At 28.4% G+C, this 15,741-nt stretch carries 20 protein-coding genes; 13 read left to right on the plus strand and 7 right to left on the minus strand.

Features of this window, described 5'->3' with window-relative positions:
* The first annotated feature begins 467 nt into the window (after positions 1-467).
* The 10 genes from AC34EU_RS02740 (at position 468) to AC34EU_RS02785 (ending at position 8,432) form a co-directional block, all read left to right on the plus strand.
* Positions 468-1,187 carry a TMEM164-related integral membrane acyltransferase gene (locus AC34EU_RS02740; protein WP_489696030.1) on the plus strand — a complete coding sequence of 240 codons (720 nt, stop codon included), beginning with the start codon at positions 468-470 and terminating at the stop codon, positions 1,185-1,187.
* Between the two features lie 127 nt (positions 1,188-1,314).
* Positions 1,315-2,436, plus strand: coding sequence for a PQQ-dependent sugar dehydrogenase (locus tag AC34EU_RS02745; RefSeq protein WP_487533631.1), 1,122 nt, complete (start codon positions 1,315-1,317; stop codon positions 2,434-2,436).
* Between the two features lie 68 nt (positions 2,437-2,504).
* Positions 2,505-2,840, plus strand: a complete 336-nt coding sequence (locus tag AC34EU_RS02750; RefSeq protein ID WP_487533632.1) for a c-type cytochrome — start codon at positions 2,505-2,507, stop codon at positions 2,838-2,840.
* 3 nt (positions 2,841-2,843) lie between these two features.
* A complete protein-coding gene (locus AC34EU_RS02755; protein WP_489696031.1) occupies positions 2,844-3,161 on the plus strand; it encodes an FtsB family cell division protein in 318 nt (105 codons plus the stop codon).
* Positions 3,162-3,241: 80 nt separating this feature from the next.
* Entirely contained in the window at positions 3,242-4,009 is a 768-nt protein-coding gene (locus AC34EU_RS02760; RefSeq protein WP_487533634.1) for a ParA family protein, read from the plus strand.
* Complete coding sequence (locus tag AC34EU_RS02765; RefSeq protein ID WP_487533635.1) at positions 4,009-4,887, plus strand: ParB/RepB/Spo0J family partition protein; 879 nt, start codon at positions 4,009-4,011, stop codon at positions 4,885-4,887. Before AC34EU_RS02760 ends, AC34EU_RS02765 begins: the two co-directional genes overlap by 1 nt.
* 88 nt (positions 4,888-4,975) lie before the next feature.
* A complete protein-coding gene (locus AC34EU_RS02770) occupies positions 4,976-5,428 on the plus strand; it encodes a DUF5683 domain-containing protein (protein ID WP_489666767.1) in 453 nt (150 codons plus the stop codon).
* Between the two features lie 4 nt (positions 5,429-5,432).
* Positions 5,433-6,128, plus strand: a complete 696-nt coding sequence (gene dapB, locus AC34EU_RS02775) for a 4-hydroxy-tetrahydrodipicolinate reductase (protein ID WP_487533637.1) — start codon at positions 5,433-5,435, stop codon at positions 6,126-6,128.
* Positions 6,129-6,144: 16 nt separating this feature from the next.
* On the plus strand, positions 6,145-7,851 hold the full coding sequence (lepB, locus tag AC34EU_RS02780; protein ID WP_487533638.1) for a signal peptidase I: 1,707 nt from the start codon (positions 6,145-6,147) through the stop codon (positions 7,849-7,851).
* Positions 7,848-8,432 carry a WbqC family protein gene (locus AC34EU_RS02785; RefSeq protein WP_487533639.1) on the plus strand — a complete coding sequence of 195 codons (585 nt, stop codon included), beginning with the start codon at positions 7,848-7,850 and terminating at the stop codon, positions 8,430-8,432. Before lepB ends, AC34EU_RS02785 begins: the two co-directional genes overlap by 4 nt.
* 11 nt (positions 8,433-8,443) lie before the next feature.
* On the opposite strand, the gene AC34EU_RS02790 is transcribed toward AC34EU_RS02785, so the two are convergent.
* Genes AC34EU_RS02790 through AC34EU_RS02815 form a run of 6 tightly spaced genes read right to left on the minus strand, consistent with a single transcriptional unit; the run spans position 8,444 to position 13,384 of the window.
* Complete coding sequence (locus AC34EU_RS02790; RefSeq protein WP_487533640.1) at positions 8,444-9,295, minus strand: rhomboid family intramembrane serine protease; 852 nt, start codon at positions 9,293-9,295, stop codon at positions 8,444-8,446.
* The gene (locus AC34EU_RS02795; protein ID WP_487533641.1) at positions 9,292-10,032 is read right to left on the minus strand and encodes a rhomboid family intramembrane serine protease; all 741 of its coding nucleotides are present in this window, start codon (positions 10,030-10,032) and stop codon (positions 9,292-9,294) included. Before AC34EU_RS02795 ends, AC34EU_RS02790 begins: the two co-directional genes overlap by 4 nt.
* A complete protein-coding gene (gene mutL, locus AC34EU_RS02800) occupies positions 10,032-11,807 on the minus strand; it encodes a DNA mismatch repair endonuclease MutL (protein WP_487533642.1) in 1,776 nt (591 codons plus the stop codon). The genes AC34EU_RS02795 and mutL overlap by 1 nt, the downstream gene beginning before the upstream one ends.
* Entirely contained in the window at positions 11,807-12,097 is a 291-nt protein-coding gene (locus AC34EU_RS02805; RefSeq protein ID WP_487533643.1) for a hypothetical protein, read from the minus strand. The genes mutL and AC34EU_RS02805 overlap by 1 nt, the downstream gene beginning before the upstream one ends.
* Positions 12,098-12,143: 46 nt before the next feature.
* Positions 12,144-12,620 carry a 6,7-dimethyl-8-ribityllumazine synthase gene (gene ribH, locus AC34EU_RS02810; protein ID WP_487533644.1) on the minus strand — a complete coding sequence of 159 codons (477 nt, stop codon included), beginning with the start codon at positions 12,618-12,620 and terminating at the stop codon, positions 12,144-12,146.
* Positions 12,620-13,384 carry a tetratricopeptide repeat protein gene (locus tag AC34EU_RS02815; protein ID WP_487533645.1) on the minus strand — a complete coding sequence of 255 codons (765 nt, stop codon included), beginning with the start codon at positions 13,382-13,384 and terminating at the stop codon, positions 12,620-12,622. Before AC34EU_RS02815 ends, ribH begins: the two co-directional genes overlap by 1 nt.
* Positions 13,385-13,494: 110 nt before the next feature.
* Here AC34EU_RS02815 and recF point away from each other — a divergent pair, with 110 nt between their 5' ends.
* Genes recF through AC34EU_RS02830 form a run of 3 tightly spaced genes read left to right on the plus strand, consistent with a single transcriptional unit; the run spans position 13,495 to position 15,315 of the window.
* Positions 13,495-14,577 carry a DNA replication/repair protein RecF gene (recF, locus tag AC34EU_RS02820; protein ID WP_487533646.1) on the plus strand — a complete coding sequence of 361 codons (1,083 nt, stop codon included), beginning with the start codon at positions 13,495-13,497 and terminating at the stop codon, positions 14,575-14,577.
* A gap of 18 nt (positions 14,578-14,595) precedes the next feature.
* Positions 14,596-15,015: a hypothetical protein gene (locus AC34EU_RS02825; protein WP_487533647.1), complete on the plus strand. Its 420-nt coding sequence runs from the start codon at positions 14,596-14,598 to the stop codon at positions 15,013-15,015.
* A gap of 3 nt (positions 15,016-15,018) precedes the next feature.
* A complete protein-coding gene (locus tag AC34EU_RS02830; protein ID WP_489696032.1) occupies positions 15,019-15,315 on the plus strand; it encodes a DciA family protein in 297 nt (98 codons plus the stop codon).
* On the opposite strand, the gene AC34EU_RS02835 is transcribed toward AC34EU_RS02830, so the two are convergent.
* Complete coding sequence (locus AC34EU_RS02835) at positions 15,312-15,731, minus strand: nucleoside-diphosphate kinase (protein WP_487533649.1); 420 nt, start codon at positions 15,729-15,731, stop codon at positions 15,312-15,314. The genes AC34EU_RS02830 and AC34EU_RS02835 overlap by 4 nt on opposite strands.
* Between the last annotated feature and the right edge of the window lie 10 nt (positions 15,732-15,741).

The following is a 15,741-nucleotide window of genomic DNA, read 5'->3' on the forward strand; positions in this document are numbered from 1 at the left end:
GATATAAGAACACCTCCGATACACCTTTTGGAAAAAAGTATTCTCTCAGTTACAAGAAACCTCCTCGTATAGAATTAAAAATATTTTGAGTAAAAACAGTTTTAAGTCTAAAAAGGGTTACACTCTATATAGAAAACTCACAATATTCAAAAAGAACTAATATCCAGATTATAATACCGACAGGAATCATTCATCTTTGGGAGAACTTATTTTTCTTCTGTTTTTCAATTTTGGTGGGATCTGGTAAAAAATTAAATGAGAATAAAAGAGTTAGGTGTATTTTCTGAATACGTCTTTCAAATAATACAAATTTCAACTTAGGGAAATTTTTTTATATTCATTTTGACAAGAAACTTTCTTAAACTCAAATTTAGGATATCACAATTTCCCCATTAATCAGATCATGCAAAACTCACGAAGATGAGTTTATAATCATAAATTTTACTTATTTTCAGTAAATGAACTTTATGATGAATAATTTACTTTTTAACCAACATGAGCATTACATAATTGATCTTCAGTCATTTGAAGGCTTAAGGAATTTAACAATTTCTTCTTTAATAATAATATCAATTCTAGTTGTAGGTAAATATCTAAATAAGAACACAAAACTAACTTTAGCAAAAGCAATATGCATATTGGCCATAATCTTAACTTTATATGGTCATTTAATTGATATTGTTAATGAAAATTGGAGGTTACACGAAGACCTTCCTATTCATTTATGCTCGATTTCTAATTTAATCATTTGCGTTATTCTTTTTATCCCAAAAAACAATAAACTTTTTGAATTCCTATTTTATTGTGGTTTTCTAGGTGGATTAATGGCAATTTTAACACCCCAAATCAATTATTACGATGGTGGGATCTTTATGTATTTAGAATATTATATAAATCATGGAATTATTATACTTATCCCTTTATATATGTTTTATCACCTCGAAATGAAGCTGTCTAAGTATTCGTGGTTAACGACATTTATAATTCTAAATATTTTAATGATTATTGTAATGCCATTAAATTTTTTAATTGGATCAGGATCTAATTACATGTACTTATCTGAATCTCCAAAAATAGATAATCCACTAGTTTTCGGAGATTGGCCATTCTACATTGTAAATTGGGAAATCATTGTGTTAATTTTATTTTATTTTACATATTTAATATTCACTAGAAAAAAAATATAATTGAGGTGTTTAATATAAAGTAAGCCTAAGGCAAATAAAAAATCAGATTTAAAGCATGTAAAATTTTACAGAAACGTTTATTGCTTTTTTAAATCGATACTTATCCTTAAATTACTAAAAAAAATTAATGAATAAATATCTCTATTTCAATATCCTTTTATTTTCTTTTACAAATTCAATTTCTTGTCAAGGAGAAAATCCTCCAAAAATTAATCCTGAAAATAAAATTAATTATAAAGTTGATGTTATTGTAGATGGAATAGACATTCCGTGGGGTATGGATTTCATTAGTAAAGATGAAATACTTGTTACTGAAAAATCTGGAATCCTATATAGATTTGTTGATGGAAAAAAAATAATTATTACTGGAATTCCTAAAGCATATTCAAGGGGGCAAGGTGGATTACTAGATGTAGCTCTTCATCCTGATTACAATAACAACAATCTTATTTATTTGACAATTAGCAGTCAAGAAGGAGAAGGGTCGGGTGGAAATACAGCCCTATACATTGCCAAACTACTTGATACAGAAATCACTGATTTACGCTTACTTTATAAAGCTTTTCCCAATACAAAAAAAGGACAGCATTGGGGTTCAAAAATTGTTTTTGACGACAATAATCATCTATTTTTCTCGATTGGAGACAGAGGAAACAGAGATGTTAATCCACAAAATATTGAATTAGATGGAGGTAAAATTTATCGTTTAAATTTAGATGGAAGCATTCCAAATGATAATCCTTTCAAAACTAAAAGAGGCGCTAAATCTGCTGTTTATTCATATGGGCATAGAAACCCTCAGGGTTTAGTTATTCATCCTGAAACAGGAGTTCTTTGGGAGCATGAACATGGACCACGAGGAGGCGATGAAATTAACCTTCCAGAAAAAGGAAAGAATTACGGATGGCCAATTATTACTTACGGAATAAATTATATTGGCACAACAATTACAGATAAGACTGCAGCTCCTGGAATGGAGCAACCAATTTATTACTGGAAACCATCAATTGCTCCTAGCGGCATGAGCTTTTCAACTTCAGACATATACCCCAAATGGAAAGGAAATTTATTTGTCGGTTCTCTAGTTTTCGAATACCTGGAAAGGCTAGTAATAGAGAATAATAAAGTAGTTTATAGAGAGAAATTATTAGATGGAATCGGAAGGGTTAGAAATGTAAAACAAGGTCCAGATGGTTATCTATACCTTGGTGTTGAAGGAATAGGAATTGTTAAAATCTCCCCCCTATAATGAGAATGTTTTTACTCATCTATATTTTCTCTTTATTAGGGATTTTCTTTTCAATACAAAACAAGTCTATGGATCAAAGCATTGAAGATGGTTCAATGATTTATGATGATTTTTGCATTCAATGTCACGGTCCTCTTGGTAAAGGATTGACAAAGAACATTCCTCCTTTGGATAGCTCTGATTTTCTTTTGAATATAGGTAAAAGCATCTCAATTATAAAGTACGGATCTAAAGGACCAATCATTGTAAACAACAAGAAATATAATGGAAACTCTATGATTTCTCAAGGGCTAGACGATGAAGAAATATCAGATGTTTTAAACTATATAAAAAACAAATGGAGCAATTCGGATAAATCACAAATCACTGTTAAAGATGTAAATAATATTAAAAACCCTATTTAACTTATGAAGCTATTTGATTTGTTTAATTCTTTATTAAAAAAAATTACAAAGCTGAAATATTTAATTATCATTATCATTTTTTTGATATGGATGATTTTTTTAGATACTCATTCATGGCTAATTCATAATGAATTAAATAATGAAGTAAGTCAACTTGAGGCTCAAAAAATTGCATTAGAAAAAAATATTAGAAATGATAAGCACACGATTGAAGTCCTAAAAAATCCAGATAGTTTAGAAGCTTTTGGAAGAAGAAATTATAACCTCAAAAAAGACAATGAAACAATATTTTACATAGAACATCAAGAAACTATTGATTAACAAATGTTAATAAATCATTGTTATATATAAGTTTCATAAGCACTCAAATAATTGTATTTTTAGACGTTAATAAAATTTAAATGGGTAAAATTTTAGCTATTGCTAACCAAAAAGGAGGAGTCGGAAAAACAACAACATCGATTAATTTGGCTGCAGGACTTGGAATTTTAGAAAAAAAAATTCTTTTAGTAGATGCTGATCCCCAAGCAAATGCGAGTTCAGGGTTAGGCTATGACACAAACAAAGAGAATAAGGGAACTTATAGACTATTAGAGCATTCCATATCTGTAAAAGATGCTATATCAAAAACATCAATTCCAAATCTTGATATAATTACTTCAAACATAGACTTAGTAGCTTCTGAAATAGAATTAGTTGATAAACCAAAAAGAGAATATATGCTGCAAAAAGCATTAATTAGTATAAAAAATGATTATGATTTCATTATAATTGACTGTGCCCCCTCTTTAGGATTAATAACTTTAAACGCATTAGTTTCAGCCGACTCAGTAATTATTCCAATCCAATGTGAATATTTCGCTTTAGAAGGGCTAGGTAAACTTTTAAATACTATCAAAAGTGTTCAAAAAATTCATAACAAAAATTTGAGTATTGAGGGGTTACTTTTAACAATGTACGATACTAGATTAAGGCTTTCGAATCAAGTAGTAGAAGAAGTTCAAAAACATTTTGGTAAAATGGTATTTAAAACAATCATCCAACGAAATACAACTTTAGGTGAAGCACCAAGCTATGGAAAAGATATAATTTCTTACGACGCTTCCAGTAGGGGTGCAAAAAACTATCTTTCTTTAGCTACTGAAATTATTAAAAAAAATAAATTATAATGAGTAGATCTTCAAAAAAACAAGTTCTAGGTCGAGGAATTTCAGCTCTTTTGAATGACAACTTAAAAGAAACAGTTAGTGATATAACTAATTTAAAGATAGGAAGCATAACAGATATTCCAGTTGAGTTTATTTCCGCTAACCCTTTTCAACCAAGGTCACATTTTAATGAAGGAAGAATCAACGAGTTAGCTTCTTCTATTAGTGAACTCGGATTAATTCAACCAGTTACAGTTAGAAAGATAAATAAAGAATCATATCAATTAATTTCAGGAGAAAGAAGGTTAAGAGCAAGTAAACTAATCGGTCTTGAAAAAATACCCTGTTACATAAGATCAATTAATGATCAAGAGTCACTCGAGATGTCTCTTGTTGAGAATATTCAAAGACAAGATTTAGATCCAATTGAAATTGCATTATCCTATAAACGTTTGATAGACGATATTCAATTAACTCAGAATGAATTGAGTGATCGTGTTGGAAAAAAAAGAAGTACAATTACAAATTACTTAAGGTTGTTAACTCTTGATCCAATCATTCAAACAGGCTTAAGAGATGGTTTTATCTCAATGGGTCACGGAAGAGCTCTAATAAGTATTGATAATAAAGAACAGATTAAAGTTTATGAAAAAATACTTAAAAAAGGATTATCTGTCAGAAATACTGAAGATATAATTAATGAATTAAGACATAAAGGCAAAAAGTCTAGTAATCATAAACCGAAATTCATATTAGCAACTGCAACTAATCTCAAAATTTTCTTAGAAACTGAAGTTAAAGTAAAAGTTAACACGAGCGGTAAAGGTTTTTTGAGTATATCATTTGATTCGCAAGAGGACTTAAATCGGATTGTTAACAAAATTAATAATAGTGTATAAATTTGTTTTATTTTTCATTTTATTTTTTTGCTGTGGGCAAAATTATAGTCAAGAATTAAGTGCTAGAAAAAAAAGAAAAATAGAACTTATGTCTGATCCTCTTGCCCCTTCTAAAGCAGCATTTTACTCAGCAGTTTTTCCTGGTTTAGGTCAATTATACTCAGGAAATGCATGGAAAGTTCCTCTTGTTTATGCTGCAATTGGAAGTGCAGTATATAGTTATGTCTATAATAAAAGTGAATACAACAAATACAGAGGAATTTATAAAAGAAGAATTGCTGGATATAATGATGATGAATACATTGATCTCATACCTCAAAATGATAAGATTTTAAAAGGAATGGATTTCCATAAAAGATATAGGGACATGTCATTTATTTTTATAATTGGAACTTATATGTTAAATATACTTGAAGCAAATGTTAGCACTCACTTAATGCAATTTAATGTTAATGATGATTTAAGCTTTAAACCAAATATTGATTTTGAACCAATCAGTGAGTCTAAAACTATAGGTTTTGTTGTTAAATTAAAATTTTAATTACATGAAAATAGCTCTTTTAGGTTACGGAAAAATGGGAAGAGCTGTAGAGTCAATTGCTATTAAAAGAGGTCATACTATTGTTTCTAAAATTGATCTAATAAAAAACAATGACATTAGTAATGCAGATGTTGCTGTTAATTTCAGCACTCCAACATCGGCTTTTCAAAACATCAAAGAAGCTTTTAATAATAAAATTTCTGTTGTGAGCGGAACAACAGGATGGTTAAGCGATCTTGAAAAGATAGAAAAATTAGCAATCCAGGAAAATGTAGGATTTTTATATTCATCAAATTTTAGTATTGGAGTAAATTTATTTTTTCAATTAAATAAATCTCTATCTAAAATTATGAGATCATACAATTATTCAACAGAATTAAGTGAAATTCACCATTCTAGTAAAATTGATTCGCCAAGTGGAACCGCTATATATTTAGCAAAAGATATTATTTCAAATTCTAATTATAAAGAATGGAGTACTGAAAATGATAAAAAAGAAGTTTTAAAAATTAAGTCTTTCCGTGAAGGAGATTCTTCAGGTATACATAATGTTTCATACAATTCAGAATTCGACAAAATAAGTATAAAGCACGAGAGTCATTCTAGAGTCGGCTATGCTTTAGGAGCTGTTATTGCTGCTGAATGGATAAATGGAAAAAATGGTGTTTTTTCAATGTCAGATGTTCTTAACATTAAATAATTTAAAATAAATAATTATGGACTTTACCGAATGGTTAATTTTTATTTTGAGTTTGCAGTTAATTCATTTTACAGGAACATGGAGGCTTTATTCCAAAGCTGGAAAAAAATCATGGGAATCTGCAGTACCAATATATAATGCATTTGTTTTAATGGATATAATAAAGAGGCCTAAGTGGTGGGTTTTTTTACTATTCATACCAGTTGTAAATATAATGATGTTAGGAGTTATATGGATTGAAACTATAAGGAGCTATGGTAAAAACTCAACTCTTCAAAGCATATTAGTTATCATAACTTTAGGCTTTTATATAATGTTTATTAATTATAGTAAAAATGTTAATTACATTAATAAAAGAAATCTAGATCACCATTCTGCTTTTGGCGAATGGATGAGTTCGATGATATTTGCCATAATGGCAGCAACTTTGGTCCATACATATTTTATTCAACCATTTATAATCCCAACTGGTTCACTTGAAAAATCATTGCTAATTGGAGATTTTTTATTTGTCAGTAAGTTCCATTATGGAGCTAGAGTTCCCACCACTCCTTTTGCTACACCAATGGTTCATGACACTATCCCTATTTTAAAAACAAGATCATATTTAAATAAACCTCAACTACCTTTTTTGCGTCTTCCAGGTTTTCAAAAAATAAAAAGAAATGATATTGTTGTTTTCAATTGGCCTGCAGATACAGTCAGGCAATTTTTTGTTAGAGAAAAAGGAGTTAGAAAGCCAATAGATAAAAAATCAAATTATGTTAAGCGTTGTGTTGGAATATCTGGAGACACTTTAGAAATAAAAAATGGAGTTATATATATAAATAATTTACAAAATATTTTACCTGAGTGGGCTAAAATTCAACACACATATACTGTTTACGATAATAATGGAATTTCCTCGAGGAAACTTCTAAAATATGGAATAAATGACTTTGAAAGAGAATACAGAATTAAAAACATAACTCAAAGCTCATTTGACGCATTACTGCCATATATTATTGGCAGAAAGGGAACTGTTGAAGAGTTTTCTGTATTTACAACAGCTAAGGGCCTGCCTATAGAGTTAGTTCGATCTCTAGGATTAAAAGTTTCAGAATTAATGACTAAGAAAAAAGTGATTAATTCAACCTACAAAAATGTATTAGAGCTTCAAAGCTTTGAAAAATTTGATAGCATAAATAGAAATATATCAAAAAATAAAACGCCAAATGAAAGTTTTTTTCCAAATAGAATAACTTTTGATTGGAATGAAGATAATTTTGGTCCAATTATAATTCCTAAAAAGGGAGCTAAAATACTTCTAGATAAAAAAAATTATCCTCTGTATAAAAAAATAATCGAAGAATATGAATCAAACGAGATGACTAGAAAAGATAACAAGTTTTTTATTCAAGGTAAAGAACTTTCCACTTATACTTTTAAACAGAATTACTACTGGATGATGGGAGACAATAGACACCGTTCTGAAGATAGTAGATTTTGGGGATTTGTTCCTGAAGATCATGTTATGGGAAAACCTGTTTTTATATGGATGAGCATTGATGGTTTTAACGATGGGTGGAAAAATTGGAAAATTCGATGGAATAGAGTCTTTTCCGTTGTTAATGGACAAGGAGATAGAACTTCTTACCTGCCCCACTTTCTAATATTAATTGGTGTTTGGCAAATTTTCGCTTTTATCAAAAAAAAATATAGATCAAAAAAAAATAAAATATGATTCTAATTCCGGCTTATTTACCTCCAATAAGCTATTTTAAGAATTTAATAACTCAAAATGAATTATCATTTTGCGTTAACACAAATTATCAAAAACAAACCTACAGAAACAGGTGTGTTATATACGGAGCTAATGGAAGACAGAGCTTAACAATACCAATAGCAAGAAATGTAATTAAAAAAAAAGATAAGATTGTGCCTATTTACAATGAAATAGCTTGGCAAAAAAATCATTGGAAGTCAATTGAATCAGCTTATAAATCATCTCCCTTTTTTGAATATTATCAAGACGAATTAAAACCATTCTACATGGAGAAGCATAAACTTCTTTTTGATTATAATGTAAAATTAATAATTCAGATTTGTTCCATTTTGGATTTATCTATTAAAATAAAAGAAGTAAATCATATAGAAGATTTCAAAGAGATAAATCGTTTATTAAATCCTAAAAAAGATTTAACAAAATTTATATTCTATAATCAAGTTTTTCAAAACAAAAAAGGATTTCAAAGTGATCTAAGCATAATTGACCTTCTGTTCAACCTAGGGCCTGAATCTTCTGATTATATAAAATCTCTTTAGACTAAGACATACTATTTTCCAGCATTAAACAAAGTTTCTTTTTCATTTTTAGTTAAACTTTCATATCCAGAATTAGAAATTTTATCTAAAATTGCATCAATTTCGTTTTGATCAACTTTAACATTTTTTGATGATTTCTTTTTAGATTTATATACAGTTTTTAAGTGTGATTTAGAGGAGAAAGAAACAATGTATTGCCATAATTTCTCAAAATAATATCCAATATCAGTTCCTTGAGATAGATTTTTTGCATAAATATAACCCAGAACAGCTCCGCCTAAATGGGATATTCTTCCTCCAGCATTTCCATAAGGAATCATGACTAAATCAATTGCAACAAGTGCAATTCCAATATATTTAAGTTTTACATTAAAAAATAAAAGTCTTATTTCAGTTTCAGGTGTATATTTACAAACAAAAATTAAAACAGCCATAACTCCTGCAGAAGCACCAATCATTGAAGGAAAACTACCTTGAAATACGGGGAAAACTAAATAGCTTAAAACAAATAAAACACCACCAAACATAACACCCAGGAAGTAGGTGTTAATAAAGGTCTCTTTTTTAAAAAGATTAAGAAATATTGAACTGGCATAATAAAGCAATAACATATTCCAAAATAAATGTGAAATTCGAGTATGAAAAAATGAATATGTTAATAAAGTCCATGGTTTAAACAATAAAACTTCAAGCTTTGGAGATAATTCAAACCAAGTAATAAGGTTTCCAAATGAAAAATTAAAGAGGAATAGTATTGTGTTTAAAATAAATGGTATAAAAAAACATAAAACATTTATTAAAATTAATTTTTCAGAGATAGATAAAAAATCATATTTATCTTTTAAGTATTTCCATCTAATCATTGATCCCATCTTTTATTATTAAATTGGTTTTTTTTCCAATATTCTATCATTATAAAACCAGTTAAAGCTCCACCAACATGAGCAAAATGAGCTATTGGTCCAATAGAATAAGATGAAAAACCAAAAAATACATCTGCACCAATAAGTAATGGAACCAAATACTTAGCTCGAATAGGTATTGGAGGAAATAATAACATAAGTTGGGTATTTGGAAATGACATTGCAAAGGCAACCAATAAACCATATAAGGCACCAGAAGCTCCAACTAAAACAGAGTTATATGATGAGAAAGCACTTTGAAGAGTTTCGACCTCAATCAAATTAATAATATTAGAAGGAAGTCTAGAAGAGGAATAGAATTCTGAAATAACTGAAGAATCAATATTTAAGTTTAAAAAAAAATCATTCGCTTGACTTATCTGAAAATTATACAATAACATTTGTAAAGCTGCTGCTCCAAAACCAGTTGATAAGTAAAAGAAAATAAATTTGTTTTTTCCCCACATCTGCTCAATTGGCGAGCCAAACATCCAGAGCCCAATCATGTTAAATAATATATGAGAAAAATCTCCGTGCATGAACATATGAGATAATATTTGCCAATATTGGAATTTTGGTGACTCGTAATAATGCAGAGCAAATAAATCATAAGTGTATTGACCAAAGATTAATGTGGCTAAAAAAAATATAACATTTATTATAAGAAGATGTTTAACGGTCTCTGAGGCTGATCGCATTAATTAATTTTTTTATCAATTTCAGTTGGATCTAAATTAACTAAAATTGGACGATTAAATGGAGATAGATTTTTTTCTTTACAGGTAAATAGTGAAGCTAAAAGCTCCTGCTGTTCTTCTATATTTAATGATTTCCCGTTACTTATAGCCAAAACTTTACATAGTTGTTTTGAAATAGCATCTGCTTTACTAAATCCATCAAATCTATATTCGTCAGAAAAAAACTTATCAAAAAGATGATCCAATTGGTTTTTATCAAATAAAATGGGGATAGCTGTTAAATTTATAACTTTAGAATCCTTTTCTAGTTTAAATTCAAAACCCATAGCCTCAAGAACAGTTTTATTTTCAAAAAAATAAATTAAATTTTTTGGACTTATAGATATTTTGTATGGAAACAATAAACTTTGACTTGGAGTTTTCTCTAAAGACAAATTGGTTAATAGTTTCTCGTAAAGAACTCTTTGGTGAGCTCTGTTTTGATTAATAATCATTAAACCTGAGGGCAAAGCTGTTACTAAGTACTTTTTGAATAATTGAAAAACTTTAATTTGTTTAGGATTAAAGTCAAAATCTAGAATATCTATAACACTTTGAGTGCTTTCAGATTCAAATTCAATTTGACTTTTACTTTCTTTTGAATCTATAGAATATATATTTGAATCTTCTTTAAATGGGTTAAAGGATGAATTTACAGAAATAGTGGGGCTGGAAGGTGTCTTTTCTTTATATGAGTAAGGAGTGTCCATTGATGAGTCTCTATCAAAATCTAAAGTAGGAGTAACCTGGAAAATTCCTAAACTATGTTTAATAGTTGATCTAAGTATAGAGTATAAACTTTGTTCATCTTCAAACTTTATTTCAGTTTTAGTTGGATGAATATTAACATCAATCTTATTTGGATTTACTTCAAGAATGATGAAATAACCTGGGTGATAACCAGAAGATAATAAACCTTCAAATGCAGAATTTACAGAATGATTTAAAAAAGGACTCCTAATGTATCTATTGTTTACAAAAAAGAATTGCTGACCTCTTGACTTTCTAGATCCTGAGGGTTTAATAATAAAGCCACTAATTTTAGCAACAGGAGTGTTTTCTTGAATAGGAACTAATAGACTTGACACCTTAGAGCCAAAAATAGAAGATATTCTTTTTCTTAAATTAGTTTTTTTTAAATCAAAAACTTCTTTTTTATTTTGGATAAAAGAAAAATTTATATTTGGATGAGCTATGGCAACTCTATTGAATTCGTCAATTATATGACGAAGTTCAACTGAATCAGATTTGAGAAAATTTCTTCGAGCAGGAATATTATAAAATAAATTTTTAACAGAAAAAGAAGTTCCCAATGGTGCTACTTTAAAATCTTCATTTTCAATTTTATTTCCTGCAATTTTTATGAATTTTGCCATAGAATCTTTAGAGGTTCTAGAAACCATATAAATATGAGAAATGGCAGAGATAGAAGCAAGTGCCTCTCCCCTAAACCCCTTTGTTTTTAAACTAAATAAATCTTCAGCTGTTTTAATTTTTGAGGTAGCATGTCTTTGAAAAGCTAAAGAAAGGTCGTTATGGGGGATTCCATTACCATTATCTATTACCTGAACTAGTGTTTTACCAGCATCTTTAACAATTAAGTTAATATTTGTAGCACCAGCGTCAATAGCATTTTCCATCAACTCTTTTACTATTGATGAAGGTCGTTGAATAACTTCTCCAGCAGCAATTTGATTGGCAACATGATCAGGTAATAAAGTTATTTTCTCTGACATCAAGTTCTATAAAAAATTGTTAAATCAAAATCGATAATATATAAAAAACAAAAAGTTAGAAAAAGAATAATGACTAAAAGTGTTGGGGTAAATGATCTATTTCCCCTTGATCGCATTTTAAATCTAGCTTCTTTCCATGAACTTCCAAAATCATTTTTATTGTATATTTCTCTGTATTTAGAAAATTTAGAATCAAAATCATAAATATTTCCTGAACCTTTACCATTATAATACCTTGGAGTATAATTATACCGTTTATTTTTTTTTAATTTAAATAGGTTGGATTTCAAATTTTAAATAATTAATTTTAAATATAGTTTAAAACATGAGTAACAGCTATGTTAATTTTGCCATTTTTAAGGCACTAACAGCAGCCTCAATACCTTTATTACCATACTTACCCCCGCTTCGATCTTCGGCTTGATCAATATCATTATCCGTTAATACACAAAAGATTACAGGACAAATTCCATTTGAATTTAAACTTGCTATACCGTTTGCAACAGCCTGACAAATAAAATCAAAATGTTTTGTTTCTCCCTTAATGATACTTCCAATTACAATTACAGCATTAAAATTTTTATTCTGAACATGCTTAGCTCCATATATTAATTCAAAACTCCCAGGCACATTAAACCTTAAAATATCTGACTTTTTAACATTCTGCTTTATCAGAGTAGATTCAGCACCATTATATAGTTGTTCTGTTATTTGAGAATTCCATTCTGAAACAATTAAAGCAATTCTGAGACCTTTACCATTTGGAACCATGGAAAAGTCATAGTTTGATAGGTTCTTTTGTGAAGAAGACATTATTTAATGTTTTCAAGTCGACCAATTTGTACATCGACTAATTGTGCTTCTGAAACTTCAGGAAATTCTTTTTTTATTCGTTTAAAAAATTTAATTGCAGATACGCTTTTCCCTAGCTCTGCTCCTAACATTCCAGCCTTGTATAAGTATTTAGGCGTACTATAGCTATTATTACTTGCATTAAATGCCTTAACATAATAATCATAAGCATCTTTATTTTGACCTAATTGTGCAAAAGCATCACCAATAGCACCTTTTGCTAGGGCACTTAACATTATATCCTCTGAATCAAATTGGTCTAAATACTTAATAGCGTTTTCATAGTCTTTAATATTTAGATAAGACATTCCAGCACTGTAAGTTGCTAACTTTGATGCAGATGTTCCACTGTAGTTTTCAATTATATCTAAAAATCCATATCTACCTTCACCACCATTTAAAGCTCTTTTATAAAGTGAGTCAGAGTTCGAGCTATTTATAGCAATTTCAAAATAATATTGAGCTTGATTTAATTCGCTAATAGCTTCATTATCACGAGGTTCTAGGATAAATTTATCATAACCTAAATAACTTAATGTAATTAAAACAATAGAACCTACAATGATAAGAATATGATTTTGATATTTAGCAACTATTGACTCTGTCCTACTTGCAGTTGAATCCAGAGTTTCAAAAACTTCAGCTGTTGCACTTGTATCTTTTGAACTTTGATTAGATTGAGCTTTGTTAGAACGTTTTTGTCCTCTTTTTTGATATGTAGCCATCATTTAAATTTTAGCACTCAAAAATAGCCTTTTTTTATGAGTTTTAAAATGTATTTAACAATACTTATAAAATTTAAGATATTATCAAATAGACTATTATATTTGCTGATATGCACATTCAAAAGCTTACACTTACTAACTATAAAAACTTAAGCTCGGAATCTTTTGATTTTAAATCTTCAATAAATTGCTTTGTAGGAAACAATGGTGTTGGAAAATCAAATATTCTTGACTCAATATACCATTTGGCTTTTGGTAAAAGTTACTTTAACCCTACTTCAGCTCAAAACATTCAATTTGATAAAACATTTTTTGTGATTGAAGGAAGTTTTACAATTAAATCCAGAAATGAAAAGATCAATTGTAGTTTTAAAAAAGGACAAAAAAAAGTATTAAAAAGAAACAACAAGCTATACAGTAAAATATCAGAACATATAGGGTTAATACCACTGGTAATGATATCTCCAGATGATATTGATTTAATTAATGAAGGAAGTAGTTTGAGAAGAAAATTTATAGATGGTATTTTAGGTCAAATCCATAAAGATTACCTAACAAACCTTCTTAACTATAATAAGATTTTAGCTCAAAGAAATTCATTATTAAAATATTTTGCTTTAAATCATACTTTCGATCAAAAAACAATTGATATTTACAACGAACAGCTTGATAAATTAGGTCTACCTATTTATGAGAAAAGAAAAGAGTTTATGGAGGTTTTTTCTCCTTTATTTATAAAACGGTATGAAGCTATAAATAGTGGAAATGAAAAAGTTAAATTAAAATACATAAGCGCATTAGAGGACAATACTTTAATAGAAATACTTACAAATTCCTTAAAAAAAGATAGAGGTTTTCAATATACAACCGAGGGAATTCATAAAGATGATTTAGATTTTTTAATTCATGATAAACCAATTAAAAAATTTGGAAGTCAAGGACAAAAAAAAACGTTTTTAATAGCTTTGAAAATAGCTCAATTTGATTATTTAAGAAATAAAAAAGGTATGTCACCAATTATCTTATTAGATGATATTTTTGACAAACTTGATCAAAAAAGGGTTACTAGTTTATTGAAATTAATGATTGAAGAGAGTTTTGGTCAAATATTTTTGACAGACACTCATCAAGATAGAACTCTCAAAGCATTGGAATCAGTTGACTCAAACTTTGAAATTTTTCAGATTAATTAGATTACAATTAAACATTTTATGTGCAAAATTTTAAAAAAAATTAATATTGTTGTTCACTCTCTATCACTTTTTTTATTTATAAACTGCAATTCTTCAAAAAAAATTGACACGATACTTTTAAATGGTTATTGGAAAATTGATTTTGTTTCACAAAAGAATGAAACATTTAAATTAAAAGGAGGGGCTCTTTTATTGGATTATTATTACTTAAATGAAAACATTGGTTGGAGAAAAAAAGTAAGACCATTAATAAATAATAATTTCGAAACATCAAATGACACAACTTTTTTTAAACTTAAAACTTTAGAAAAAAATTCATTTTTATTTTTTGAAACCAATTGGCATAATTGGGAAGAGATGATAGTTAAATTAGATAGTGTTTCACTAATTTTAAAAATTCAAGATAAAAACTATCATTACCAAAAATTTAATCCTTGATTTATGAGTAACAGGAAATTTGAACCACAAAAGCTTTCCGAAGTGCTAAACGAGATCTCAAATCAAAAACCTATAGCTAAAGGGTTAAAAGAGTTGAAAATTAATGAATTATGGAAACAAATGATGGGTAAAAATATTACAGCCTACACAGATCGAGTAAAACTAGAAAAGTCGGTATTATATGTTAAGATTAAAAGCCCTACTCTAAAGGAAGAACTTCGATTTGGTGAAACTAAAATAATCAAGCTCTTAAATCAAAAAATGAAAAGTGAGGATATTAAACAAATTGTTTTTTACTAAAACATTTCTCGATTTGAAAAATGAAAGCTACTTTCAATCATAGAATTTTCATTAGAATCTGATCCATGAATAGCATTTTCTCCAACTGATTTAGCAAACAACTTTCTGATTGTTCCTTCAGCAGCATCTAAAGGATTAGTTGAACCTATTAAAGTTCTAAAATCATCTACTGCATTTTCTTTTTCTAAAACCATCGCAACTATTGGGCCTCTAGTTATAAAACTAATTAAATCATTATAGAAAGGTCTTTCATTGTGAATAGAATAGAATGACTCAGCATCATTTTTGGTTAAATGAGTGAGCTTTAATGCTACAATTTTAAATCCTGCTTTACTTATTTTCTCTAGGATTGAACCAATATGACCATTTTCAACTCCATCAGGTTTGATCATAGAAAAAGTAATACTTTTTGACATATTATTTAAT

This window comes from Candidatus Marivariicella framensis, assembly GCF_982709265.1.

Coding starts and splice junctions, on each gene's coding strand:
- AC34EU_RS02740 (WP_489696030.1), top strand. CDS start 468: ATGATGAATAATTTACTTTTTAACCAACATGAGCATTACATAATTGAT.
- AC34EU_RS02745 (WP_487533631.1), top strand. CDS start 1,315: ATGAATAAATATCTCTATTTCAATATCCTTTTATTTTCTTTTACAAAT.
- AC34EU_RS02750 (WP_487533632.1), top strand. CDS start 2,505: ATGGATCAAAGCATTGAAGATGGTTCAATGATTTATGATGATTTTTGC.
- AC34EU_RS02755 (WP_489696031.1), top strand. CDS start 2,844: ATGAAGCTATTTGATTTGTTTAATTCTTTATTAAAAAAAATTACAAAG.
- AC34EU_RS02760 (WP_487533634.1), top strand. CDS start 3,242: ATGGGTAAAATTTTAGCTATTGCTAACCAAAAAGGAGGAGTCGGAAAA.
- AC34EU_RS02765 (WP_487533635.1), top strand. CDS start 4,009: ATGAGTAGATCTTCAAAAAAACAAGTTCTAGGTCGAGGAATTTCAGCT.
- AC34EU_RS02770 (WP_489666767.1), top strand. CDS start 4,976: ATGTCTGATCCTCTTGCCCCTTCTAAAGCAGCATTTTACTCAGCAGTT.
- dapB (WP_487533637.1), top strand. CDS start 5,433: ATGAAAATAGCTCTTTTAGGTTACGGAAAAATGGGAAGAGCTGTAGAG.
- lepB (WP_487533638.1), top strand. CDS start 6,145: ATGGACTTTACCGAATGGTTAATTTTTATTTTGAGTTTGCAGTTAATT.
- AC34EU_RS02785 (WP_487533639.1), top strand. CDS start 7,848: ATGATTCTAATTCCGGCTTATTTACCTCCAATAAGCTATTTTAAGAAT.
- AC34EU_RS02790 (WP_487533640.1), bottom strand. CDS start 9,295: ATGATTAGATGGAAATACTTAAAAGATAAATATGATTTTTTATCTATC.
- AC34EU_RS02795 (WP_487533641.1), bottom strand. CDS start 10,032: ATGCGATCAGCCTCAGAGACCGTTAAACATCTTCTTATAATAAATGTT.
- mutL (WP_487533642.1), bottom strand. CDS start 11,807: ATGTCAGAGAAAATAACTTTATTACCTGATCATGTTGCCAATCAAATT.
- ribH (WP_487533644.1), bottom strand. CDS start 12,620: ATGTCTTCTTCACAAAAGAACCTATCAAACTATGACTTTTCCATGGTT.
- AC34EU_RS02815 (WP_487533645.1), bottom strand. CDS start 13,384: ATGGCTACATATCAAAAAAGAGGACAAAAACGTTCTAACAAAGCTCAA.
- recF (WP_487533646.1), top strand. CDS start 13,495: ATGCACATTCAAAAGCTTACACTTACTAACTATAAAAACTTAAGCTCG.
- AC34EU_RS02825 (WP_487533647.1), top strand. CDS start 14,596: ATGTGCAAAATTTTAAAAAAAATTAATATTGTTGTTCACTCTCTATCA.
- AC34EU_RS02830 (WP_489696032.1), top strand. CDS start 15,019: ATGAGTAACAGGAAATTTGAACCACAAAAGCTTTCCGAAGTGCTAAAC.
- AC34EU_RS02835 (WP_487533649.1), bottom strand. CDS start 15,731: ATGTCAAAAAGTATTACTTTTTCTATGATCAAACCTGATGGAGTTGAA.